This is a genomic window from Solwaraspora sp. WMMA2056 (assembly GCF_030345095.1).
GTDB lineage: Bacteria > Actinomycetota > Actinomycetes > Mycobacteriales > Micromonosporaceae > Micromonospora_E.
This window is the reverse complement of sequence record NZ_CP128360.1, coordinates 1,548,405-1,570,820: the sequence shown is the minus strand read 5'-3', so window position 1 is coordinate 1,570,820 and position 22,416 is coordinate 1,548,405. Positions and strand designations below refer to the sequence as shown.

At 71.9% G+C, this 22,416-nt stretch carries 19 protein-coding genes and 1 pseudogene; 13 read left to right on the top strand and 7 right to left on the bottom strand.

The window, feature by feature from the left end; all coding sequences use genetic code 11:
* Positions 1-29 precede the first annotated feature (29 nt).
* The 3 genes from O7608_RS07235 to O7608_RS07225 are packed head-to-tail and all read left to right on the top strand — an operon-like array spanning position 30 to position 2,151.
* The gene (locus tag O7608_RS07235; RefSeq protein WP_289209226.1) at positions 30-632 is read left to right on the top strand and encodes a TetR/AcrR family transcriptional regulator; all 603 of its coding nucleotides are present in this window, start codon (positions 30-32) and stop codon (positions 630-632) included.
* 47 nt (positions 633-679) lie between these two features.
* Positions 680-1,444, top strand: coding sequence for a MerR family transcriptional regulator (locus O7608_RS07230; protein ID WP_289209225.1), 765 nt, complete (start codon positions 680-682; stop codon positions 1,442-1,444).
* The gene (locus tag O7608_RS07225; RefSeq protein WP_289209224.1) at positions 1,441-2,151 is read left to right on the top strand and encodes a hypothetical protein; all 711 of its coding nucleotides are present in this window, start codon (positions 1,441-1,443) and stop codon (positions 2,149-2,151) included. Before O7608_RS07230 ends, O7608_RS07225 begins: the two co-directional genes overlap by 4 nt.
* Here O7608_RS07225 and O7608_RS07220 read toward each other — a convergent pair.
* Positions 2,081-2,905, bottom strand: a complete 825-nt coding sequence (locus tag O7608_RS07220; protein WP_289209223.1) for an SDR family NAD(P)-dependent oxidoreductase — start codon at positions 2,903-2,905, stop codon at positions 2,081-2,083. The genes O7608_RS07225 and O7608_RS07220 overlap by 71 nt on opposite strands.
* An 87-nt stretch (positions 2,906-2,992) precedes the next feature.
* Between O7608_RS07220 and O7608_RS07215 the strand changes: the two genes are divergently transcribed.
* Positions 2,993-3,589 (top strand): TetR/AcrR family transcriptional regulator, encoded by a 597-nt coding sequence (locus O7608_RS07215; protein ID WP_289209222.1) that lies wholly within the window; start codon positions 2,993-2,995, stop codon positions 3,587-3,589.
* Positions 3,590-3,622: 33 nt separating this feature from the next.
* On the opposite strand, the gene O7608_RS07210 is transcribed toward O7608_RS07215, so the two are convergent.
* The 3 genes from O7608_RS07210 to O7608_RS07200 all read right to left on the bottom strand — a co-directional run bounded on the left by O7608_RS07210 (position 3,623) and on the right by O7608_RS07200 (position 5,132).
* Positions 3,623-3,877: a Smr/MutS family protein gene (locus O7608_RS07210; protein WP_278111949.1), complete on the bottom strand. Its 255-nt coding sequence runs from the start codon at positions 3,875-3,877 to the stop codon at positions 3,623-3,625.
* Positions 3,874-4,245, bottom strand: a complete 372-nt coding sequence (locus tag O7608_RS07205; protein ID WP_282224119.1) for a tetratricopeptide repeat protein — start codon at positions 4,243-4,245, stop codon at positions 3,874-3,876. The genes O7608_RS07210 and O7608_RS07205 overlap by 4 nt, the downstream gene beginning before the upstream one ends.
* Before the next feature lie 134 nt (positions 4,246-4,379).
* The gene (locus O7608_RS07200; protein WP_289209221.1) at positions 4,380-5,132 is read right to left on the bottom strand and encodes an ROK family protein; all 753 of its coding nucleotides are present in this window, start codon (positions 5,130-5,132) and stop codon (positions 4,380-4,382) included.
* Positions 5,133-5,171: 39 nt separating this feature from the next.
* Here O7608_RS07200 and O7608_RS07195 point away from each other — a divergent pair, with 39 nt between their 5' ends.
* Positions 5,172-6,833: an ABC-F family ATP-binding cassette domain-containing protein gene (locus O7608_RS07195; RefSeq protein ID WP_289209220.1), complete on the top strand. Its 1,662-nt coding sequence runs from the start codon at positions 5,172-5,174 to the stop codon at positions 6,831-6,833.
* A gap of 158 nt (positions 6,834-6,991) precedes the next feature.
* Here the strand turns inward: O7608_RS07195 and nhaA are convergent.
* A pseudogene (nhaA, locus tag O7608_RS07190) lies at positions 6,992-8,323 on the bottom strand (Na+/H+ antiporter NhaA); the annotation flags it as partial.
* A 258-nt stretch (positions 8,324-8,581) separates the two neighbouring features.
* Positions 8,582-10,543, bottom strand: a complete 1,962-nt coding sequence (locus tag O7608_RS07185) for an asparagine synthetase B family protein (RefSeq protein WP_289209219.1) — start codon at positions 10,541-10,543, stop codon at positions 8,582-8,584.
* 160 nt (positions 10,544-10,703) lie between these two features.
* Between O7608_RS07185 and O7608_RS07180 the strand changes: the two genes are divergently transcribed.
* The 3 genes from O7608_RS07180 (at position 10,704) to O7608_RS07170 (ending at position 12,750) form a co-directional block, all read left to right on the top strand.
* Positions 10,704-12,068: an LCP family protein gene (locus tag O7608_RS07180; RefSeq protein WP_289209218.1), complete on the top strand. Its 1,365-nt coding sequence runs from the start codon at positions 10,704-10,706 to the stop codon at positions 12,066-12,068.
* 127 nt (positions 12,069-12,195) lie between these two features.
* Entirely contained in the window at positions 12,196-12,576 is a 381-nt protein-coding gene (locus O7608_RS07175) for a hypothetical protein (protein WP_289209217.1), read from the top strand.
* Positions 12,577-12,600: 24 nt separating this feature from the next.
* Positions 12,601-12,750, top strand: coding sequence for a hypothetical protein (locus tag O7608_RS07170; RefSeq protein ID WP_289209216.1), 150 nt, complete (start codon positions 12,601-12,603; stop codon positions 12,748-12,750).
* A gap of 898 nt (positions 12,751-13,648) precedes the next feature.
* On the opposite strand, the gene O7608_RS07165 is transcribed toward O7608_RS07170, so the two are convergent.
* Positions 13,649-14,698: a bile acid:sodium symporter family protein gene (locus tag O7608_RS07165; RefSeq protein WP_289209215.1), complete on the bottom strand. Its 1,050-nt coding sequence runs from the start codon at positions 14,696-14,698 to the stop codon at positions 13,649-13,651.
* A gap of 114 nt (positions 14,699-14,812) precedes the next feature.
* Between O7608_RS07165 and O7608_RS07160 the strand changes: the two genes are divergently transcribed.
* The 5 genes from O7608_RS07160 (at position 14,813) to O7608_RS07140 (ending at position 22,414) form a co-directional block, all read left to right on the top strand.
* On the top strand, positions 14,813-15,688 hold the full coding sequence (locus tag O7608_RS07160) for a LysR family transcriptional regulator (protein ID WP_289209214.1): 876 nt from the start codon (positions 14,813-14,815) through the stop codon (positions 15,686-15,688).
* Positions 15,689-15,788: 100 nt separating this feature from the next.
* A complete protein-coding gene (locus O7608_RS07155; RefSeq protein ID WP_289209213.1) occupies positions 15,789-16,724 on the top strand; it encodes a glycosyltransferase family 2 protein in 936 nt (311 codons plus the stop codon).
* Between the two features lie 113 nt (positions 16,725-16,837).
* Positions 16,838-20,170 (top strand): glycosyltransferase family protein, encoded by a 3,333-nt coding sequence (locus O7608_RS07150; protein ID WP_289209212.1) that lies wholly within the window; start codon positions 16,838-16,840, stop codon positions 20,168-20,170.
* A 9-nt stretch (positions 20,171-20,179) separates the two neighbouring features.
* On the top strand, positions 20,180-21,514 hold the full coding sequence (locus O7608_RS07145; RefSeq protein ID WP_289209211.1) for a VWA domain-containing protein: 1,335 nt from the start codon (positions 20,180-20,182) through the stop codon (positions 21,512-21,514).
* On the top strand, positions 21,515-22,414 hold the full coding sequence (locus O7608_RS07140; protein ID WP_289209210.1) for a peptidase: 900 nt from the start codon (positions 21,515-21,517) through the stop codon (positions 22,412-22,414).
* Positions 22,415-22,416: the final 2 nt, after the last annotated feature.

Sequence of the window (22,416 nt, the reverse complement as noted above, 5' to 3'; positions counted from 1 at the left end):
GGCCCGACAGGCGAGCGGAGGAGCCCACAGTGCCGACCGGTGTGGCCATCCGCGACGCGCGCGAGCAGTTGTTCGACGCCGCCGAACGGGTCCTGCTCCAAGCTGGGCCAAGTGGTCTGACCAGCCGGGCGGTCACCACCGAGGCGGGGGTCGCCAAGGGCGTCCTGCACCGCTACTTCGCCGACTTCGACACCTTCCTCACCGAGTTCGTGCTGGACCGGATGGCTCGGATCGATACCCAGGCCGCCGTCCTGCAGCAGGCAGCCGGGACCGGCACCGTCGCCGACAATCTGACCGGGCTGCTCACCGAGCTGTTCGGATCGGTGACCTTGGCTCTGATCAGTCTCATCGTCTCCCGCGACGAGCTGCGCGGACGGTTGCGGCAAGCCAGACCGGACCCGCGACTGCCGATCCTCTCGGACGCCACGGCCATGATCGCGTCCTACCTGGCCGCCGAGCGCGACCTCGGTCGGATCGCGGTCGACGCCGACATCGACGCGCTCGCGCCGATGCTGGTAGGGACCGGACATCTGCTCTTCGCTGACCGGGAGACCGACCCGCCGGACGCACCGGCGGTGCGCAAGGTCGTGACCATCGCCCTCGACAGCGCCGCACCGGGCCCATCGCGTTGACGATCGTTGCTTGACCTTGTCGTAGCGGCAACGTTTCTACTGGTGGCATGCGGATCGGCGAGCTTGCCGCGCTGGTCGGGGTCTCCACCCGGACCGTGCGCCACTACCACCACCTGGGGCTGCTACCCGAGCCCGAACGGCTGTCCAACGGCTACCGGGAGTACCTCCTGCGGGACGCGGTCGCGCTGGCCCGGGTACGCCGGTTGAGCGAGCTGGGGCTCTCGCTCGACGAGATCCGCGACGTACTCGCCGACGATCGGGGCCGGGAGCTGCGCGAGGTGCTCACCGAACTGGACGCCGACCTGGCCCGCCAGCAGGCGGCGATCGCCCAGCGGCGGCAGCGGCTCGCCGTACTGCTGGCCGCCGGCGAGTCGGTCGACGAGCTGGACGCCGATGCCACCGTCTCCGAGGAGATGGCGGCGGTGCTGCGCCAGCTGCCGACCGACGGCTCGGCGTTCGCCGCCCTGGACCGGGAGATGCTGGCGCTGCTGGACACCGGGGTGGCACCGGAGCAGCGGGGCGAGTTCAGCGCGCTGTTCCAGCCGTTGACCGAGCCGGCGATGCTGGCCCGTACGCAGGAGTTCTACCGCCGGCTCGACGAGATCGCCGACGCCGACCCGGCCGACGTACGGGTGGCGTCGCTCGCCGCCGACCTGGAGGGCTTCCTGCCAACCGAGATGACCGAGGCGATCGCTGCGAACGCCGACGACGCGACAGGGGTCCAGTGGCTGACCACTATCGCCGGTGAGTTCTCCCCCGCCCAGGCCGAGGTGTTCCGGCTGCTGGTCGCCCGGTTGCGAGGTCACCGGTGACCGCGCGTCGGGTCGGGGTGGCGCTGCGCCGGCTGGCCGGCTTCGAGGGTGCCGGCCTGGTCAGCCTCTGGCTGTGGGTACGCCGTCGCCGCCACGGCGTACCGGAGTCGGCGACGGCGGTGCCCTACGCCGGGGCGGTGGCGTTGACGATGGTGATGTTCCTGGTGGTGTCGGTCGTGGAGCTGGTCGCGGTGGAGATTCTGCTGCGAGCGATCGGTGCGCCGGCCCCGCTGCGGCACGGGATCCTGATCGTCGACGCGTACGGCGTACTGATCGCGCTGGCCGTGATCGCCGCGACCGTGACCCGACCGCATGTGATCGGGCCCGACGAGATCCGGGTCCGGTCCGCCGCGTTCCTGGACGTGCGGGTGCCCCGCCGGCTGGTCACCGAGGTACGGATGGTGCGCAACTACAACGAGCAGGGCACCATCCTCGTCGACGGTGACACGCTGATCGTGTCGGCGATCGCGCAGACGAACCTGGTGGTCGAGCTGGCCGAACCGGTCCGGGTGGTCCGCCCGCTGGGCCGTGTCGCACACGTACGGACGATCCGGTTCTTCGCCGACGACCCGACGTCCGCGCTGGCGGCCTGGTCGACCGGGCCGGCCGCGACCGACCGGCCCGGGCCGTCGCCGGTCAGCCCAGCAACTGCTCCGAGCGCTCCCACAGCCGGCGGGCGAGATCAGGGTCGTACGCCTGGGAGTTGACTCGTCGGGCGGGTCGGCGCCTCTCGTAGTACAAGCCGGGCTCCCAGTCGATGTCGGGCTTGCTGGTGGCCAGCCAGACCAGCTGGTCGGCGCCCTTTTCCGGGGTGGTCAGCATGGCCCGGGTGACCGGGTTGGTGGTGATGAACCGCATGAGCCGGCTTGCCGACCTGGTCCCGAAGCTGGTCGCGACGTTGCCCGGGTGGAAGGCGGCGGCGGCGATGCCCTCGGTGTGGTATCGGCGGTGCAGTTCGGTGGTGAACAGGATGTTCTCCAGTTTGGCGGCGCTGTAGGCGCGGACCGGGTCAAAGTTGCGGTCGAGGTTGAGGTCGTCGATGTCGAGCTTGCCGGCCAGCCGCGCCCCGACGCTGGAGGTCTGGATGACGGTGGCCCGCGAGGCGGTCAGCTTGTCGATCAGCAGCCGGGTCAGCAGGAACGGGGCCAGGTGGTTGATCTGGAAGGTCTGTTCGAAGCCGTCGACTGTCCTGGTCGGATCGCCGAAGACGCCGCCGGCGTTGTTGGCGAGCACGTCGATGCGCGGGTACGCGGCGTCGAGTTCGGCGGCGAGTTTACGTACCTCGTCGAGGCGGGTGAAGTCGGCGAGGAAGTGGTCCGCGCCGATCGCGCGGGCGACGGCCTCGGTCTTGCCGGGGGATCGACCGACGATGACGACGCGGCGGCCGTCGTCGTGGAGTTGGCGGGCGGCCGCAGCGCCAATGCCGTCGCTGGAGCCGGTGATGACGATCGTCCTGGTCATGGTGACAGCATACGCCGAACATGTCAGTGACTGACAACTTCGGCGGCGGGTGACCAACTTGGCGGCGGGTGCTAACGTGGCGGCATCATGAGCGGCAAGCAACCCACCAGCCTGCGGGAGCGCACCCGCCGAGCGGTACAGCGCGACATCGCCGAAGCGGCGCTGCAGCTGTTCGTGTCCCACGGCTACGACGCCACGACCATCGACGACATCGCGGCGGCCGTCGGCATGTCCCAACGCAGCGTCTTCCGGTACTTCGCTACGAAGGAGGACATCGTCGTCGGCAAGTTCGACCTCGGCACCGACGGCATGCTCGACAACCTGCGGACCCGACCCGGCGACGAACCGGTCTGGACGTCGCTGCGTCGGCTGTTCGACATCGTGGAGTCGCCAGCCCAGCAGGTCACCAAGCCGGTCCAGCAGGTGATCCTGGAGACACCGGCGCTGCTCGCCGTCTACCTGGGCAAACTGCAGAGCATGCAGAACGCCGTCGTCGCGGTGCTGCACGAACGCGCCGAGGCGGCCGGCACCCCGTACGCCGTCGACGACCCGACGCCGCGCGCCCTCACCGCCGCCGCCTTCGGCTGCCTGATCGCGGCACAGCACGCCTGGCTGGCATCGACGACGGCCGACCCACTGGCCGCGTACGTCGACCGCGCGATGGCGACGCTCAGCCCACGATGAGTGGTTGCGCCGCTTCCCACGACGTTGGCGGAGTCACTTCCAGCGGAAGTGGACGAACAGCCGGCCGAAGTTCTTCGAGTCCTTCTCCACCCGGTGGTAGAGCTGCTTGATCTCCTTCTGGTCGAGAAACCGCAGCACCCGCTTCTTCAGCTGGCCGGAGCCCTTGCCGGGAATGATCTCGACGAGGGTGGCCTTCTTGGCCACCGCCTCGTCGATGATCCCCTTCAACGCCCGGTCGATGTCCTGCCCACGGTTGAAGATGTCGTGCAGGTCCAGTTTGAGCTTCACGACGCCCTTCCGTTGACCTTCTCCTCGACCCGGTGCAGCGCGGCCAGGTAGTCCGAGTGCTCGGACCGCATGGCGGCGGCCAGCCGCAGGTGCCGCAGCGCCTGCGCCGGCCGACCGAGCCGTTCCAGGGTACGGCCCAGCACGTGGTGGGCGTAGTGGTCGCTCGGGTCCCGGGCGATCAGCTCCCGCAGCTGCTCCTCGGCCCGGCCCAGCTGCGCGGACTGGAAGTAGGAGCGGGCCAGCAGTTGGCGGACGGCCGAGTTGTCGGGCTCGGCGGCGATGATCGGCTCCAGCAGCCGGGCCGCCCCGGACGGGTCACCGGAGTCGAAGTACAGGTTCGCCCGGCGGTACTCCTCCAACAGATCCATGGCCGCCCCACCTTTCAGGTTCGCGATCACCGACAACCCTGACGCTGGCACAACCACGGACGGAATGCGACTGTTCCCGTACCGGACATCCGCCGGTCACCCGGTCAGCTTCGTCGGTTTCCGCCACGAACCGGTCACGGCCCGACCAGGGTCCAGGCCCGGACGCCGCCGACGATGCCGGCGGTGTTCGGCACCACCACCACGTCGTCACCCATTCTGGCCAGCTGTTCGGGGCGGATCAGCCGCGAATTGCCGCCGCCGAGGTAGAGCCGGTCCCAGCAGAACACCGGACGCAGGCCGTCGACGATGCCACGTACCCGTCGGGACCAGAACGCGTCGCCGAGCCGGCGGCGTTCGTGCTCGCCGACGTAGGTGTCGTAGCTCTGCCCCCAGCGCACCGGCGCCTGGGACAGCTCCAGGTGCGGGGCGAGCAGGCCGCCGTCGAACAACGCGCAGCCGAGTCCGGTGCCGAGAGTCAGGACCAGTTCGCAGCCGGTCCCGGCGACCACGCCGGCACCGTGCACCTCGGCATCGTTGAGCACCAGGGCCGGCTTGTCGAAGGCGGCCTGCAACGCCGTACGGGCGTCGAAGCCGGACCATGCGGCGAGCAGCGCCGGGTCGACCTTGCTCCGCGGCCCGGCCTTCGTCACGTAGTGCGGGGTGGCGACCACGACGCCGTGGCGGATCATGCCGGGCATCCCGACGGTGACCCGGTCGGCGGCCGGCAGCTTGTCACCCAGGCCGCGCAGGGTCTCGACGAAACGTTCCGGCGGCAGCGGGTACGGCGTCGGCACCCGCAGCGGCCGGGCCCGCATGGTGCCGGCCTCGTCGAGTACGGACGCCTTGATGCCGCCGCCGCCGCAGTCGATCGCCAGCGTGGAAATCATCAGCACAGTTTGCCGGTCGGCGGCTACGATCGCCGGGCCATGAGCGCCACACTGATCGCCAGGGACCTGTCCGCCGGACACGGTGACCGGCAACTCTTCGCCGGGCTGGACCTCGTCGTCGCGCCGGGGGACGTGATCGGGCTGGTCGGCGCGAACGGTGCCGGCAAGTCGACGCTGCTGCGGATCCTCGCCGGCGTGGAGCCGCCCGAGTCGGGCACGGTCACCCTCAGCCCGCCGACCGCCACCGTCGGGCTGCTGCCGCAGGAGCCGCAGCGCCGGCCGGGCGAGTCGGTGCGCGACTTTCTGGCCCGCCGGACCGGGGTGGCGGCAGCGCAGCGCGACCTGGACGCGTCGACGCAGGCGTTGGCCGACGGTCGGGCCGGTGCCGACGACGACTACGCGGTGGCGTTGGAACGCTGGCTGGATCTCGGCGGCGCCGACCTGACCGAACGTGCCGAGCAGGTGGTGGCCGACCTGGGTCTGGCGGTGGCGTTGGACCAGCCGATGACGGCGCTCTCCGGCGGCCAGGCGGCCCGCGCCCAGCTCGCGTCGCTGCTGCTCAGCCGCTACGACGTGGTGCTGCTCGACGAGCCGACGAACGATCTGGACCTGGCCGGGCTGGCCCGGCTGGAGCAGTTCGTCACCGGGCTGCGCGCCGGCACCGTACTGGTGTCGCACGACCGCGAGTTCCTGACCCGCACGGTCGACCGGATCGTCGAGCTGGACCTGGCCCAGCAGCAGGTCAACCACTACGGCGGCGGGTACGCCGGCTACCTGGCCGAGCGGGAGGTGGCCCGCCGGCACGCCCGCGAGGCGTACGAGGAGTACGCCGACACCCGGGCCGGGTTGGAGGCGCGGGCGCGCACCCAGCGGGCCTGGATGGAGAAGGGCGTCCGCAACGCCCGACGCAAGGCCACCGACAACGACAAGTTCATCCCGCATTTTCGCGGTGAGACGTCGGAGAAGCAGGCGGCGAAGGCCCGGCAGACCGAACGGCTGATCGAACGGCTGGAGGTCGTCGAGGAGCCACGCAAGGAGTGGGAGCTGCGGATGGAGATCGCCGCCGCGCCCCGGGCCGGCGCGGTGGTCGCGGTGCTGCGACAAGCGGTGGTACGCCGTGGCGGGTTCACCCTCGGTCCGCTGGACCTGCAGATCGACTGGGCGGACCGGGTGGCGATCACCGGGCCGAACGGTTCGGGCAAGTCGACGCTGCTCGGCGCGCTGCTGGGCCGGTTGCCGCTGGCCTCGGGTGAGTCGTGGCTCGGCCCGGGGGTGGTGGTCGGCGAGATCGACCAGGCCCGGGGCTTGTTCCTGCGCGACGAGCCGGTGCTGGAGGCGTTCCGGGCGGCGGCCGATCTGGCCCCGGCGCAGGCCCGTACGGTGCTGGCGAAGTTCGGCCTGCGGGCCGGGCACGTGCTGCGGCCGGCGGCCACCCTGTCACCGGGTGAGCGGACCCGGGCGGCGTTGGCGTTGCTGCAGGCACGTGGGGTGAACCTGCTGGTGCTCGACGAGCCGACCAACCATCTGGACCTGCCGGCGATCGAGCAGTTGGAGTCGGCGTTGGAGTCGTTCACCGGCACGCTGCTGCTGGTGACCCACGACCGTCGGATGCTGGAGTCGGTCCGGCTGACCCGCCGGCTCACCCTCGGCGGTGGCGGCGGCCCCGCGTTCCAGTCGTTGCTGGACCTGTCCCTGGACTGAGTGGGACTACGGGGCCGCCGGCACCGCCGCGCGGGTCAGCGGCTGTCGTCGGGTGCCGCTGTGGGCGTACCGGCGGGTCCGCCCACCGGAGGTCGCCCGGACGCTGTCGGGTCGGCGGACGCTGTCGGATCGTCGGCCGCCTCGGTGACGTCCGGCGGGTCCTGCTGCTGGTAGATGTCGGGAATCCCGTCGCCGTCGGCGTCGTGCCGTTCCTGTGCGGAGATCCGCCGGTAGACCTTGTTGCGCTGGATCAGGATGACGGCGGCGAGCAGGGCGGCGGTCAGCGAACCGATGAGTACGGCCGCCTTGACGTGGGCGTCGCGGTCGCTGCCGGCGCCGAACGCCAACTCACCGATCAGCAGCGACACGGTGAAGCCGATGCCGGCCAGCAGTGACACCCCGAGCAGGTCGACCCATTTCAGGCCGCCCAGGTCGGCCCGGGTGAACCGGGTCATCAGCGCGGTGGCGCCGAGGATACCGATGGTCTTGCCCAGGACCAGGCCGGCAATGACGCCGATGGCCACCGGGTCGGTCAGCACCGAGCCGATGCCGCCCTCGCGCAGCGACACCCCGGCGGCGAAGAACGCGAAGACGGGTACGGCGAAGCCGGCCGAGACCGGTCGCCACAGATGCTCGAAGTGCTCGGCGAGGCCGTGCTGCTCGCCCTTGCGGGGCAGTACCGGGACCATGAAGCCGAGCAGCACCCCGGCGATGGTGGCGTGCACCCCGGATGCATGCATCAGCGTCCAGGTGACGGCGGCCAGTGGGATGAGCGCCCACCACCAGGTCTTTCCGGCCCGCAGCAGCAGCGCGAAGATCAGCAGCGGCAGCAGTGAGCCGCCGAGGGCGAGGAAGTTGACCTGCTCGGTGTAGAAGAAGGCGATGATGGTGATCGCCAGCAGGTCGTCGACGACGGCCAGGGTGAGCAGGAATGCGCGCAGGCCCTGCGGCAGGTGGGAGCCGATCACGGCCAGGACGGCCAGGGCGAAGGCGATGTCGGTGGCGGTCGGGATCGCCCAGCCGCGCAGCGCGCTGTCGCCGGTGTTCAGGTTGATCAGCACGTAGATGAGCGCGGGGATCGCCATGCCGCCGATCGCGGCGACCACCGGCAGCGCGGCGCGGCGCGGGCTGCGCAGTTCACCGGCGACGAATTCCCGTTTGAGTTCGAGACCGACCACGAAGAAGAAGATCGCCAGCAGTCCGTCGGCCGCCCAGTGGGCGAGGTTGACGTCGAGGTGCAGCGGTTCCCCGCCGGGCCAGGGCACGAACTGCCCGAGACTTTCGTAGCTGTCGCCCCAGGCCGAGTTCGCCCAGATCAGCGCGATGACCGCGCCGAGCAGCAACAGCCCGCCGCCGACGGTCTCGGTGCGCAGCACGTCGCCGATGAACTTGGCCTCCGCCCAGGAGGAGAGCTGGAACGGCCGGCGGGACTCGGGCGGCGTGGGGTTCTTGTCGGGTTTGGACGCCTTGGTGGGGGTCGGGTCGGCCATGTTGTAGGTCTCCACCTCCACTGTCACATCGGGCACCGCTGGCGTGGGTCACCGGCGCACTGGCTGGTCACCACACTATCCGTTTCGCCCCGATCACTGAAGGTCGGCACATGGTGAACATGATCATGGGCGGCACGTGCTCCCCCGGTACCCGAATTCTTCCAAGGTCATGTTCGTCCGACCAGGCACTGCGCGACTGGCGGGCGGCCCGAGCGGCCACCGTACGAGCGACGCCACTCACCGCGCCGACCCGACCGCCTACCGCAGCGGTGGAGCAGCCGCCGCACCGGCCCGGTGCCCGGTCGGCGCCGGTGCCACCACCCCGGCCCAGTGCCGGATCCACAGTTCCAGTTGCAGCAGCGTGAACAGGGTGTAGGCGTGGTCCAGGCCCGCGTCGTGCTCGTCCAGCAGCCGGCGTACCGCCGCCGGCCGCCACAGACCACGGTCCCGGCAGGTCTGGTCGGTCAGCACGTCGCGGGCCAGGTCCCGCAGCTCGACGCGCAGCCAGCCGGCCAGCGGCAACCGGTCGGACACCGGCGCCGGCCAGGTCAGCCGCGCCGGCAGCCAGCCGGACGCCGCCTGCCGGGCCAGCTGCCGCCGACCGCCCGGCACCTTGCACCGCGCCGGCAGGCCGGCCGCCCAGTCCAGCAACCGGTGGTCCAGCAGCGGCGCCCGCAGCCGCAGCCCGGCCCCGGCCGTCACCGCCGACCACCGGTAGAGCACGCCGCCGGGCAGGTAGCCGCGCCGGTCGGCGTCGATCATCCGGGACAGCGTGGAGCCACCCTCGCCGGCCAGATAGGCGGCCTCGGCGAGCCGACCACTGTCCACATCGGCAAGTTCGGTACGCAGTGCCTCGGTGTACAGGTCGTCCTTCTGTTCACCACTGCACTGCCCGACGATCCGGGCGTAGCGCTGCGGCGGGGCACAGCCTGCCACCTCCAGCAGCCGACCCAGTCGACGTACCGGCGTACCGGGGGCGGTGCGGTCGACCAGCGCGGCTCCGATCCGTTGCACCCGGGGCAGCCCGCCGGCCCGGTCCGGCCAGCGGCTGAGCCAGCCCAGCAGCAGGTGGTGCGGGAACCCGCCGTACACGGCCGGGCCGCCGAGTCCGCTGAGGACGTCGGTGGAACGCACCGCCGCGTACCGGGCGACCAGGAAGGAACCGAACGCCGCCGGATCGCCGAACGGTTCGTCGCACCAGCGGACCAGCTCCTGCGCGACGGCCGGGTCGATCCCCGACGCCGGGTACTCCTGGTGCTCGGCGCCGAGATGCCCGGCGATCTGGCGGGCGGTCGCCCGCTGGTCCAGACGCGGATCGTCGAAGGTCACCGTGCAGGTCCGGATCGGCCGGCCGGTGCAGGTCGCCGCCGCCGCCGCGACCAGGGACGCGCCGATTCCGCCGGAGAGCAGCACCTGCGCAGGCCCGTCGGCAGGCAGTTGGGAACGGACCGCGGCGACGAGTCGCTGCCGGAACTGCCCGGCGACGTCGGCGGTCGCGCCGGCCGACGGGTCGCCGGTCGCCGCCGTGGCGCCGGTCACGGCGGTCGACAGGTCGCCGGTCGCGGCGGCAGGCGCGGCGTCGGCGTGGGCCGGCGCGGCCGGGCTCCAGTAGCGGTCGACGACGACCCGCCCGTCCTGCCAGATCAGCCGGCTGCCCGGCGCCAGCTTGCGGACCCCGGCCACGATCGACCAGGGGGCCGGGACGTACCGGTAGGTCAGGTAGTGGTGCAGCGCGACGAGGTCCAGGTCGCGGCCGGTACGGGGATCGGCGAGCAGGGCGCGCAGTTGGGAGGCGAAGACGAGCCGACCGCCGCGCAGCTGCCAGTAGATCGTCTGCTGGCCGGTATGGTCGCCGGCCAGCAGCAGTCGACGTCGACTGCTGTCCCAGACCGCGACGGCGAACCCGCCGACGAGGTGCCGGACAAGGTCGTCGCCGTGGCGGCGGTAGCGCTCGGCCAGGTCCGGGTGGGCTGCGGTGCCGACCGCGACGATGCCGTCCCCGGCCCCGCGACCGGGGTCGGGTCCGCGCCCGGCACCGGTTGCGGAGCGCGGTCCGGGTCCGCCGCCGCCGTACGGCGAGGAGCGGGCAACGAGGGTCGCCCAGTCGTCGCCGTACCAACCGGCGTCGGCCAGGTCCGCCGGCGTGCAGGCGGCAGCGAGGCGCCGGGCCAGCTCACCGTCACCGCCAGCATCACCGACAATTCCGACTATTGCTGACATACCATGACGCTAGCCGTCCCGATCACCCCAGTGGCCCCAGTCGCCGAAACCGCCCACCCGAACAGCCCGAGATCCGTTCCAGCTATTGATTAGTTCTCCTGATAGACACCTAATGTCTGGTTAGTCTGATCTCGAATCGACCGAGGTCAGAGGTGACGAAATGACCGGACGACCGGATGACCGGGACCAATTCCCGGAGTACCCGCAGGAACCCGACCAGTCCCAGCAGCAGGCATGGCCGGCCGACCAGACCCAGTGGACGGCCGACCAGTCCTCCTGGTCGGCCGAGCAGGCGCAGTGGTCGACGGACCATGCGCAGTGGTCAGGTGAGCAGGCGCAGTGGTCAGGTGAGCAGGCGCAGTGGTCAGGTGAGCAGGCGCAGTGGTCGGGCGACCATGCGCAGTGGTCGGGCGAGCACGCCGTACCTGACGCACCGGCGCCGGCGGGCCCGGCGCCGGAGCCGGTGGTCACCGTCTCGCCGACCGGCGGCGGCGCGCACCGCCGCCCGGAGCCCACCCGTCGGCCCCGCCGACGACTGCGCCGGATCGCCCTGCTCGGCATCACCGGCCTGGTGGTCACCGCACTCGCGGCGGCCGGCGCGGTCACCCTCGTCGGCCACCACTACCTCGGTGAGATCGAGCGGATTCCCGACCCGTTCGCGGCCATCCCCGCCGAGCAGCGCCCCGCGCCGACACCGGAGGGCATGACGTTCCTGTTCGCCGGGATCGACAGCCAGGCACCCGGCGCGACCGGAGCGGACGCTGCGGACACCCCGTACGGGCGCACCGACTCGCTGATGGTCGTCCGGATCACCGCCGACCACGAGCAGGCGTACGTCGTGTCGATCCCCCGCGACGCCTGGGTGCCGATCCCCGGCCACGACAATTTCAAGATCAATTCGGCGTACGCCCTCGGCGGGGTCAGCCTGGCCGTCCAGACCGTCGAGAACGCGACCGGCCTACGGATCGACCACGTCGCGGTGATCGATCTCGCCGGTCTGCGCGACCTGACCGACGCGGTCGGCGGAGTCACCGTCGACATCCCGGCCGGCACGCCGGGGCTGAGCCTCAACGCCAGTTGGCCGGCCGGCCCGCAGCGGCTCACCGGCGAGCAGGCCGTCCAGTACGTGCGGCAGCGCCACGGCCTGCCCGAGGGCGACTTCGACCGAATGCGCCGGCACCAGAACTACCTGCGGGCGCTGCTCACCGAGACCCTGGACCGGGACACCCTGACCAGCCCGCACCAGCTCAGCGCCCTGCTCGACGCGATCACCGGCACGGTCACCGTCGACGACGGGCTGACCAACGACAAGCTCCGCCAGCTCACCTTCGACCTGCGCAAGATCCGCAACGATGTCCGGTTCGTCACTGCTCCGGTCGCCTCCACCGGCTTCGTCGGCGACCAGTGGGTGATGTGGCTCGACACCGAACGCGGCGTGGACTTCTGGAGCGCGGTCCGCAACGACGACCTCGACAGCTACATCGACCGGTACGGCGCCGACCAGCTCGACACCGTCGTGCGCTGACCCGGCCCGCCGCGAGCGCCCCCGGGTAGCGGACCACCGGAGCCCGGGGGCACTGGTCCCGGCGTGGACCACCACCACCGTGCGGCGACAGGCGCCGCACCCGATTGATCAGGAGGCAGGAAACATCGTGCGTAACCACCACAAGGTAGGCATTGTCGCGACGGCGGCGGTCGCCACGCTCACGCTGACCGCCATGCCGGCCCTCGCTCAGGAGAACACCACGACGACGTTCGACGTCGACGCCGGAACGCTGGACCTCTCCGTGCCCGCGACCGCCGACCTCGGCTCGGGCGACGGCGGTACCACCATCACCGCGCAGCTCGGCGCGATCACCGTCGACGACACCCGCGCGGCGGCGGACGCCTCCTGGGACGCCACCGTCGAGGCGACCGACTTCGAGACCGACGACGGCGGGGACCCGAGCGAGATCATCGACGTGACCAGCATCGACTACTGGTCCGGTACGGCGACCGCGACCACCGGCAACGGGACGTTCAACCCCGGCTAGGAGGCAGCGGAGAATGCCGTCGCGTTGAGCGACGTCACACCGGTCACCGCGTTCAGCCACGACGGCGGCACCGGCAACAACTCGGCCACCTGGAACCCGACGCTGGACGTCAACGTGCCGCTCGCCAACATCGCCGGCACCTACACCGGGACGGTGACCCATTCGGTCGCCTGACCGCTACCGGCACCGGCTCGCCGTCGCCGGCGTCGCCGCACTGTGCCTCGTCGCCGGTCCAGGCCTCACCGCCCGGGCCGGCGCCGGCCAGCAGCCCGCGCAGGGCGGCATCGGCATCCAGCAGGGGCGGTTCCGGTTCGCGGCCGGCCGGACCGGCAACGAACTGACCTCCTGGACCACCGTCGACGAATCCACGGTGGAACTGGCACCGTACGGGCAGATCGAGGTCGAGGTCGCGATCGCCGTACCGGCGGAGGCCTCGGAGGGCGAGCGGTACGCGGTGGTCTGGGCCGCGACCGGCGCACCGGTCGACGGCACCGATACCGCCGAGATCCGCCAGGTGCACCGCACCGGTGTCCGGGTCTATCTGGACGTCGGGATGGGCGGTGAGCCGCGCTCGGACTTCTCGATCGACGGCCTGACGCCGGCCCGCGACGACACCGGGACACCGTCGCTCACGGTCGGGGTACGCAACACCGGCGGCCGGGCGGTCGACCTGACCGGAGAGGTCGAGATGGCCGACGGCCCGGCCGGCGTCCGGGCCGGGCCGTTCGACATCGCCACCGCCACCACGTTGCTACCCGGGGAGTCCGGCGAGGTCCGGGTCGAGCTGCCGGCGGATCTGCCGGCCGGGCCGTGGACGGTCACCGTACGGCTGCGCAGTGGACGGATCGAGCACAGCGCCACCGGCCGGGTTGCTTTCCCCGCACCAGGTGAAACCGGCACGCCGGCGACGCTGGCCGCGCAGATGGTGACCACCCCGACGGTCGTCGGCGCGTCGTTGCTGGTCGGGCTGGTGCTGCTGACCGGGGTCGGGCTGGTCGCCCGGCGGGTCAGGTCCGCCTGTCCCGTCGGGGCCTGCGGGACCGGGCTCGACCGGCCCCGGCGGGCGCGCCGGTCAGCCGGCGGCGGTCGGCCGACCGGCGGCTACCTCGGCACCGGCGGCTACCTCGGCACCGGCGGCCACCTCGGCCTCGGCGGCGGTCGCCCGGCCCGACCACCAGCGGGCCAGCGCCGCGCAGACGATCAACTGGATCTGGTGGAAGATCATCAGCGGGAGGACCAGCAGGCCGAGCAGTTGCGGGCTGAACAGTACGGCGGCCATCGGCAGCCCGGTGGCGAGGCTCTTCTTCGCCCCGCAGAAGACCGTGGCCACCCGGTCGGCGTGATCGAAACCGAGCAGTCGACTCGCCCCGAACAGCAGGCCCATGACGACGGCGAGCAGCGCGCTCACGGTGGCCGCCAGGATCAGCAGCTGCCCGACGGAGATCTGCTGCCAGATCCCGGCGACGATGCCGGCGCTGAACGCCGTGTAGACCACCAGCAGGATCGAGCCGCGGTCGACCATCGAGGTGAGACTCTTGTGCCGGGTGATCCACCCGGCGGTCCACCGGCGTGACAGCTGGCCGGCGACGAACGGCAGCAGCAGCTGGCCGACGATCGACCCGATCGAGCCGGCGGTGAGGCGCAGATCCCCGGTGTCGGCCATCAGCAGCACCGCGAGCAGCGGAGTCAGTGCGATCCCGGCGATGTTGGAGAAGGACGCGCTGAACACCGCGGCGGGGACGTTGCCGCGGGCGAGCGAGGTGAAGGCAATCGACGACTGCACGGTCGACGGCACCACGCAGAGGAAGAGCACGCCCTGGTAGAGGTCGGCCGGCAGCAGTTGCGGACTGATCAGCCCGATGACGAGGCCGAGCAGCGGGAACACCACGAACGTGGTGCTCAGCACGACCGTGTGCAGGCGCCAGTGGCGGGCCCCGGCGAGCGCCGCCGCCGGGGCGATCCGGGCCCCGTGCAGGAAGAACAGCAGCGCGATGCCGATGCTGGCGACGACGCCGGCGACCGAGGCGGCGGTGCCGCGTACCGGTAGCAGGGCCGCCAGGGTCACGACGCCGAGCAGCATCGCGATGAACGGGTCGATGATCAGCCAACGGGGCCAGCGCATCCGGGTCGCTCCAGGTCAGGGGTGGGTGCACCGCCATTCTGAGCCGATCCGGGATCAGCGGGAAAGCCGATCGCCACGCTCACTGTGATCGGATTCCGCGATAACATGGGTACGGTGTACGACCCCACTCACCTGCGCAGCTTCCTGGCGGTCGCCCAGTCGCTCAGCTTCACCCGCGCCGCCGGTCGCCTCGACGTCGGCCAGTCGACGGTCAGCGCCCACGTTCGCCGGCTGGAGGAGGCCGTCGGTCGGCCGTTGCTGCTGCGCGACACCCACACCGTCGAGCTGACCGTCGACGGCGAGGCCATGATCGGGTTCGCCCGCGAGATCCTCGACGCCCACGACCGGGCCCAGCGCCACTTCGGCGCCAGCACGGTACGCGGCAAACTGCGCCTCGGCGTCTCCGAGGACCTGATCTCCACCTACCTGCCGGCGGTGCTGCAGACGTTGCGGCGGCGCAACCCGCTGGTCGACGTCGAGTTGACGGTCGCGCTGAGCGGGACCCTGCACCAACTGCTCGACGCCCGCAGCCTCGACCTGGTCTTCGCCAAACGGTTGACCGGCCAGACCCGGGGCAGCGTGATCTGGCGGGACCGGCTGATCTGGCTCGGCACGGCCGAGCCCGGCGGGCAGCCGGCGGGGCGGCGGCGGCCGGGCGACCCCGTACCCCTGGTGGTCTACCCGCCGCCGAGCATCTCCCGGGCGCAGGCCCTCGCCGCGCTGTCCGCCGCCGGCCAGCCCTGGCAGGTCGCCTGCACCAGCGGCAGCCTCGGCGGCCTGGTGGCGGCCACCCGCGCCGGGCTCGGACTGCTGCCGCACTCGGCCCGGCTGGTGCCCGCCGGGCTGACCCCGGTGGCGGCGACGGAGCTGCCGCCGCTGGGCGAGGTGGCGTTCATCCTGCTGTCCCGGCCGGACACCGACCCGGCGGTCCGCGACGCGGTGAGCAGCGCGATCGCGGCGGTCGGGCCGCCCTCGGAGGCCCTCGGGTGACGATCTGCCGGAACCGCCTCGGCCATTGTCTGCCCTGATAACCTCGGGCACGGGCCGACGACCTGGCCAGCGTCCACCCGTCTAGCGGAAGAGGTTGTCTGTGCGGATCGGGCCCCGGATAGCGACCGTCGTCGTCAACTACCGCAACGACGACGACACGGTCCGGTGCCTCACGTCGTTGCAGGCCAGCGAGCACGCCGATCAGCGGATCATCGTGGTCGACAACACCGAGCCGGAGCATTCCGACGTGGTCCTCGCCGACCTGCTGGACCCCGCCGTCGAGGTGATCACCGTCGGCGACAACGTCGGCTTCGCCGCAGGCTGCAACATCGGCATCCAGGCGGCACTGCGCTCCGGCGTCGACTTCGTCTGGCTGGTCAACCCGGACGCGGTGGTCGGTCAGGAGACGCTGGGCCGGCTGCTGGCCACGGCAGCGGACGAGCCGGACGCCGGCATCGTCGGCTGCCGCATCCTCGACGACGGGCATCCGGCCCGGATCCTGTTCAACGGCGGGGTCATCACCGGCAAAGGGTCCACGTTCCACGCCAACGCCGGCGAGTTCGACCCGGCCGTCCCCGACAGCACGGTCCGGGACGTCGACTACGTGACCGGCGCGTGCTTCCTGGTCCGGCGGGACACTCTGCACCAGGTCGGCCCGCTGTCCGAGGACTACTTCCTGTACTACGAGGAGACCGACTACTGTCTGCGGGCCCAACGGGCCGGATGGCGTACCGTCCTCGCGCCCCGGGCCCGGACCTGGCACTACAAGCGGTCGGCCGGGAAACCCCCGCCGCCGCACTACGTCTACTACATGTGCCGCAACCGGGTGCACTTCAGCCGACGCTTCTTCGCCGCCGCGATCGCGGAGATCGAGGCCGAGTTGGCGCCGTTCATCTCGGGCTGGCGCAAGCAGGTCGCCACCCACGCGCCCGCGCTCGTCGACGCGTACGAGAAGATCATTGAGATCGCGCTCGCCGACGGCCGGGAGGGTCGCCTCGGCCGGCGTGACGACATCAGCGACCTCGTGCCCAGCTAGTCGGACCAAAGTCACCCTGGTCGGACCGGACCGGCGTCGGTCGGACCAGACCGGAGCCGGGCGAGCGGCCCCCCGGCTGCCCCGTGTTCACCAGCGCACCTGTGGAGGCGGACATGAGCAGGTACTCGTACAGCTTCGACCCCGACGACACCAACAACACCGCCGCCGCGGTCTACCGGTTGGCGTCGACCGGCGGTCAGCGGGTGCTCGACCTCGGTTCCGGCCCGGGCATCGTCGCCGGCGCCCTCGCCACAGCTGCCGGCCGCACCGTCACCTGCGCCGACGTCGACGCCGAGGCGCTCGCCGAGGCCCGCGCCGCCGGCGTCACCGAGACCGTCCTGGTCGACCTGCGGGAACCCGGGTGGACGCGGCAGCTCACCGGACGCGACTACGACGTGGTGATCCTGGCCGACGTGCTGGAGCACCTGGTCGAACCGGAACTCGTCCTGCGCGCCCTGCGCACCGAGGGCATCCTCGCGGCGGACGGCGTCCTGGTCGTCAGCTTCCCGAACATGGCACACGAGTCGGTGATCCTCGAGCTGATGACCGGCAACTTCGAGTACACCCGCACCGGGCTGCTGGACTCGACCCACCTACGGTTCTTCACCCGGACCAGCATGCAGACCCTGCTGGAGTCCACCGGCTACCTGGTCACCGAGCTGCACCGGACGGTCCGTACCGCCGAACAGACCGCCCAGCGCGCGCGGGCCGTCGAGATCGACCCCGAGCTGCGCAAGGTCGTGGCGAAGCTCGGCGAGGACGCCGAGACCTACCAGTACGTCATCGGGGCCCGGCCCTCGACCGAGGCGGTACGGATCAACCTCGCCGAGCGGCGGCTCACCGCCGAACATTCGGCGCATCTGAACGTCCTGACCGACAACCAGCGCCTGGCCACCCAGCTGCAGCAACTGCAGCACCGGCACCAGCAGCTGGACGCCCAGCTGCGCAAAGCCCAGGACACCGTCGCCCAGGAACGGCTCGACGCGCTGCAGGCCCGCGAGATGCAGCGCCGGGCCGAGCAGGAGCGCCTCGACTTCCAGGCCAAGCTCAAGGAGAGCCAGGCCAGGCTCAAGGAGACCCAGGACAAGGCACGGGCGCTGCAGGACAAGGCCAACAAGCTCCAGGCCCGGGTGCAGCAGCTGACCACCAGCAACACGTACCGGGCCGGAAAGGTGGTCCGCTACGTCCTGCGGCCGGCCGAAGGCATGCGGGCCGTCAAACGGCGGCGGGGGCGGGCCGCCGGCCGCGCCGCCGGCGGCGGTGCCAGCGCCGACGGCGCCGACGGTCGCGGGGCACCGGTCACGCCGGTCCCCGACCACTTCCGGACGCTGACCGCCGACCCGGCGGTCCGCCAGGCGTACGAGACGGCCTGCCGGCAGGACCGGTTCCACACCACCGGGGCGGTACGGGTGGCGCTCTGCGTCTCCACGACCGACCTGGACTCCGGTCGCGGCGACCTCTACGTCGCGGTCGGCATCGGCCGCCACCTGCAACGGCGCGGCTACGAGGTGGCGTACCTGCCGGCCGACCGGTGGACCGATCTGCCACCGGACACCGACATCGCTGTCGCGATGATCCCCACGTTCGATCCGTTGGCCGTACCGGACGACTGCCGGACCATCGCCTGGGTCCGCAACGAGACCGACACCTGGCAGCAGCACCCGCACCTGGCACTGTTCGACATGGTCGTCGCATCGTCATCGGTGTCGCTGCACCGGCTACGGGACCGTTACGACGGGCCGACCGGCGTGCTGCCGCTCGGGGTGGACACCGAGCTGTTCACCCCGCCGGCCGACGACCGGAACCGGGTCGGTGCGGTGACCACGGTGAACAACTGGGGCCGGCAACGGCATCTGTACCAGTGCCTGCGCGGGCTGGACCTCGACCTGCCGTTCGTCATCTTCGGTGAACGGCGCGGCCTCGACTCCTGGTTCTCCCGCTACGGAGCCGGTCCCACCAGCTACTTCAACCTGCCGGAGATCTACCGGCGGTCGCTGCTGGTGCTCGACGACCTGAACCACACCACCCGCCCGTACGGCAACGTCAACTCCCGGCTGCTGGAGAGCCTCGCGGCGGGCGCGCTGCCGGTGACGAACAGCCGGGTCGGCCTGGCCGAACTCGGGCTCGACGAGCTGCCGGCCTACCACGACACGACGAGCCTGGGCGAGGCGCTGAGCCGGTTGACCGCCGACCCGGCCGCCACGACGGCGCTGGCGCGGCGGCTGGCCGACGTGGTCCACGAACGGCATTCCTACGACCGCCGGGCCGAGGAGCTCGACGCGCTGATCGGCGACCTCGACCGGCGGCCCCGGCGGGCCCGTGACCGGTTCGTCGGCGTGTACCCGTACTACGTGGACAACCCGTACCAGACGCTACTGATGTCGGGTCTGCGCGACGCCGGGGTGCGGTGGTACCCGGTCCCGGACGTCGTCGACGCCGCGCCAGCACCACACCAGGCCGGCGGGCGGTTGGACAACTACATCCTGCACGTGCACTGGACCGACCCGGTCGTGCATCCGGCGACCGACGCCGGGCAGGCGGCCGCCCGGCTGGCCGGTTTCCGGGAGCGGATCCGCGACCTGCGTCGCCGGGGCGGGCGGCTGATCTGGACGATCCACAACGTCTTCCCCCATGAATGGAAGTACCCGGAAGTGGAACGGGAGCTGGCGGCGTTCCTGGCCGCCGAGGCCGACGTGGTGCACGTGCTCTGCCCGGAGACGGCCGCCGCGGTCGCACCGCACTACGTGCTGCCGTCCGAGCGGACCCGGGTGATCCGGCACTGCAGCTACCTCGGGGTGTACCCGGACGCGGTGAGCCGGCTCGCCGCCCGACGCCGGTTCGGCTTCGACGCCGACGATCACGTCCTGCTGTTCTTCGGCGGGATCCGCCCGTACAAGGGGGTCGGGGAACTGCTGGACGCGTTCGACGCGGCCGCCGCGCGCGATCCCCGGCTGCGGCTGGTCGTCGCCGGTGCCGCCAAGCGGCTCGACCCCCGCGACGACCTGCCGCAGCGGTGCGCCGGCGACCCACGGATCACCGCGGTGTTCGACCCCGTCGCCGACGAGGAGATCCAGTTCTACTTCAAGGCGGCGGACTCCGTGGTGCTGCCGTACCGGTCGGTGCTCAACTCGGGCAGTTTCCACCTGGCGGTGTCGTACGGGCGGCCGGTCGTGGCACCCCGGGTGGGTGCCCTGCGGTCGTTGCTGGATCCGGCGTACACCGTCGGGTACGACCCGGCCGACCCCGACGGGCTGACCGAGGCGTTGCTGGCCGCGACCGCGCTGCGGGGCCGGCAGGTGGAGCTGGCCGCGCGGGCCGCCGCCGGCACCTACCGGTACGGCGAGATGGCCCGCGACTACGCCGCGCTGGTGACCGAGATGTTCGCCGCACCGGTCGGCACCGGACCGGGCACCGCCACTGTGGATGGCACTATGGATGATCATTAAGATCGCCCGGTGATCAACCGACGTACGGCCCAAGCAGTCCTGATCGGACTGCTAGCCGCCATCATCCTGCCAGGAATACCGCCCGCCCGGGCCGACGAGACCAGACCAACCGAGAACCTGCGGATGGAACTGGTCCTGGACGTCAGCGGCTCGATGCGGGAAGCCGACATCGACGGGCAGACCCGGATGGCCGTCGCCCAGCGCGCGTTCAACGAGGTCGTCGACGCGGTGCCGGCCGGCACCCACCTCGGCATCCGGGTCCTGGGTGCCACCTACCCCGGCGACGACCAGGCGCTCGGCTGTCGCGACACCCAGCAGATCGTGCCGGTCGGTCCGGTCGACCGCGACCAGGCCAAGGCGGCGATCGCCAGCCTGCGCCCGACCGGGTACACCCCGATCGGGCTCGCCCTGCGGGAGGCCGCCAAGGACCTCGGCACCGGCGAGACCGCCCGCCGGATCGTACTGATCACCGACGGCGAGGACACCTGCGCGCCACCGGACCCGTGCGACGTCGCCCGGGAGCTCGCCGCCCAGGGCACCCGGCTGATCGTCGACACGCTCGGCCTGATCGCCGACGACAAGGTCCGCCAGCAGCTGGTCTGCATCGCCGGTGCCACCGGCGGCACCTACACCGCCGCGCAGAGCGCCGACCAGCTCGCCGACCGGATCAACCAACTGGTCGACCGGGCCCAGGACACCTACACCCAGACCCCGGAACTGGTCACCGGCAGCACGGACTGTGCCGAGGCGCCACTGCTCACCGCCGGTGTCTACACCGACCGGGAACGCTTCTCGGAGCACCGTTGGTACCGCGTACCGGTCCGCACCGACCAGGAACTGCGCGCCTCGGTCAGCATCGCGCTGGACCGGCCGGTCAACCGCGACTACGGGGTGCTGCTGCGCGCGGTCCACCCGAACGGTCGGGAACTGGTCCGGGGCACCGACGCCGGCAGTGGCCGCACCGACGTGCTCTCCACCGGTCTGCGCTGGTCCGCCGACCCGGACACCGACCGCGATCCACCGGACGACGGCGACATAGACGCCGACGCCGACCGTGCCGGTGCGCCGTCGGACCCGCCGGCGGTCGCCGCCACCGAGGCCCCACCCACCGAGGTCTGCCTGGTGGTGAGCAACTCGTTCGCCGCCCCCGGCGGCCCCGGCGACGCCCCCGGCATGCCGATCGAACTCACCGTGGACGTGGTCGACGCCTCCCCGACCCCGGACAGCCCCGGCCTCGGACGTGGCTGGCTGCTGCTCGTCGTACTCGGGCTCGCCGGCCTGCTGACCGGGCTCCTCGCCGGCTGGCTGACCCGCTGGTGGGGCACCGTCTGGAAGGAGAGCTGAATGACCCGGCACATTCTCGACCAGGTCCGGACCGGCCTCGCCGCCAGCGCCACGGTGCTGCTCGCCGCCGGTGCCGTCACGCTGCTCGACCCGCGACCGGCCGCGGCCGACGGGCCGACGCCGCTGCCAGTCGACGCGACCCTCACCAAGGCCGGTACGTCGTTCCTCACCGCGGCGGCGGTCAACATCGACCAGCCGGTCCGGGTCGCCGCCGCCACCGGCGAGTACCTGTACTGGTCGTTCCCGGCGGTCGCCGGCCAGACCAGCACGATCTCCGCGACGGTCACCCTGGCCGACCCGGCCGACCGAAGCGGTCCGTCCACCTGGTCGGTCGACGTCTTCGACGGGCTCCGCCGCCGACAGCCCTGCACGGCCGGCATGCAGGCACCGACCGGTGCCGCCACCGACCGTGCGGTCCGGGCCGGCTGCGTGCTCCGGCAGGTACGCGGCTGGGCCGAGCCGTGGTCGGCCGACCCGCTGCCCGGCACGTACTTCGTCCGGATCGCCGTCACCGACCTGCCCGAGTCCGACCTCGGGCTGCCGGTGCAGGTCGAGTTGCGGATCAGCGCCGAGGTCTCCGACGACGTCACCCCGGAAGGTGGCCGGCTCGACGCCCCGCTCACCCCGACGGCCCGGCAGGGTGCGGTGCTGACCACGGTCGCGGACGACACCACGACCGACGACACCACGACCGACGGCGCCGCCGCTGCCGGGACGGACACCGTTGACACCGACGACGGGCAGTGGTGGTGGGAACGGCTGGCCGGCTGGTTCGCCGACCGGCTGCCCGCGTTCTCCAGCCGGTGGGTCTGGACCACCATCGGCGGGGTGCTCGCCGCCGTCGGTGGCGTCGTCGGCTTCGGCCTGACCCGGCGACCCCGGCGGCCGGCTGTCAGCTGACC

What these genes read in the sequence shown, in the direction of transcription:
- O7608_RS07195 (WP_289209220.1), top strand. Translation starts at nt 5,172, where the DNA reads ATGAGCGCCACACTGATCGCCAGGGACCTGTCCGCCGGACACGGTGAC.
- O7608_RS07230 (WP_289209225.1), top strand. Translation starts at nt 680, where the DNA reads ATGCGGATCGGCGAGCTTGCCGCGCTGGTCGGGGTCTCCACCCGGACC.
- O7608_RS07140 (WP_289209210.1), top strand. Translation starts at nt 21,515, where the DNA reads ATGACCCGGCACATTCTCGACCAGGTCCGGACCGGCCTCGCCGCCAGC.
- O7608_RS07215 (WP_289209222.1), top strand. Translation starts at nt 2,993, where the DNA reads ATGAGCGGCAAGCAACCCACCAGCCTGCGGGAGCGCACCCGCCGAGCG.
- O7608_RS07150 (WP_289209212.1), top strand. Translation starts at nt 16,838, where the DNA reads ATGAGCAGGTACTCGTACAGCTTCGACCCCGACGACACCAACAACACC.
- O7608_RS07180 (WP_289209218.1), top strand. Translation starts at nt 10,704, where the DNA reads ATGACCGGACGACCGGATGACCGGGACCAATTCCCGGAGTACCCGCAG.
- O7608_RS07220 (WP_289209223.1), bottom strand. Translation starts at nt 2,905, where the DNA reads ATGACCAGGACGATCGTCATCACCGGCTCCAGCGACGGCATTGGCGCT.
- O7608_RS07165 (WP_289209215.1), bottom strand. Translation starts at nt 14,698, where the DNA reads ATGCGCTGGCCCCGTTGGCTGATCATCGACCCGTTCATCGCGATGCTG.
- O7608_RS07200 (WP_289209221.1), bottom strand. Translation starts at nt 5,132, where the DNA reads ATGATTTCCACGCTGGCGATCGACTGCGGCGGCGGCGGCATCAAGGCG.
- O7608_RS07205 (WP_282224119.1), bottom strand. Translation starts at nt 4,245, where the DNA reads ATGGATCTGTTGGAGGAGTACCGCCGGGCGAACCTGTACTTCGACTCC.
- O7608_RS07185 (WP_289209219.1), bottom strand. Translation starts at nt 10,543, where the DNA reads ATGTCAGCAATAGTCGGAATTGTCGGTGATGCTGGCGGTGACGGTGAG.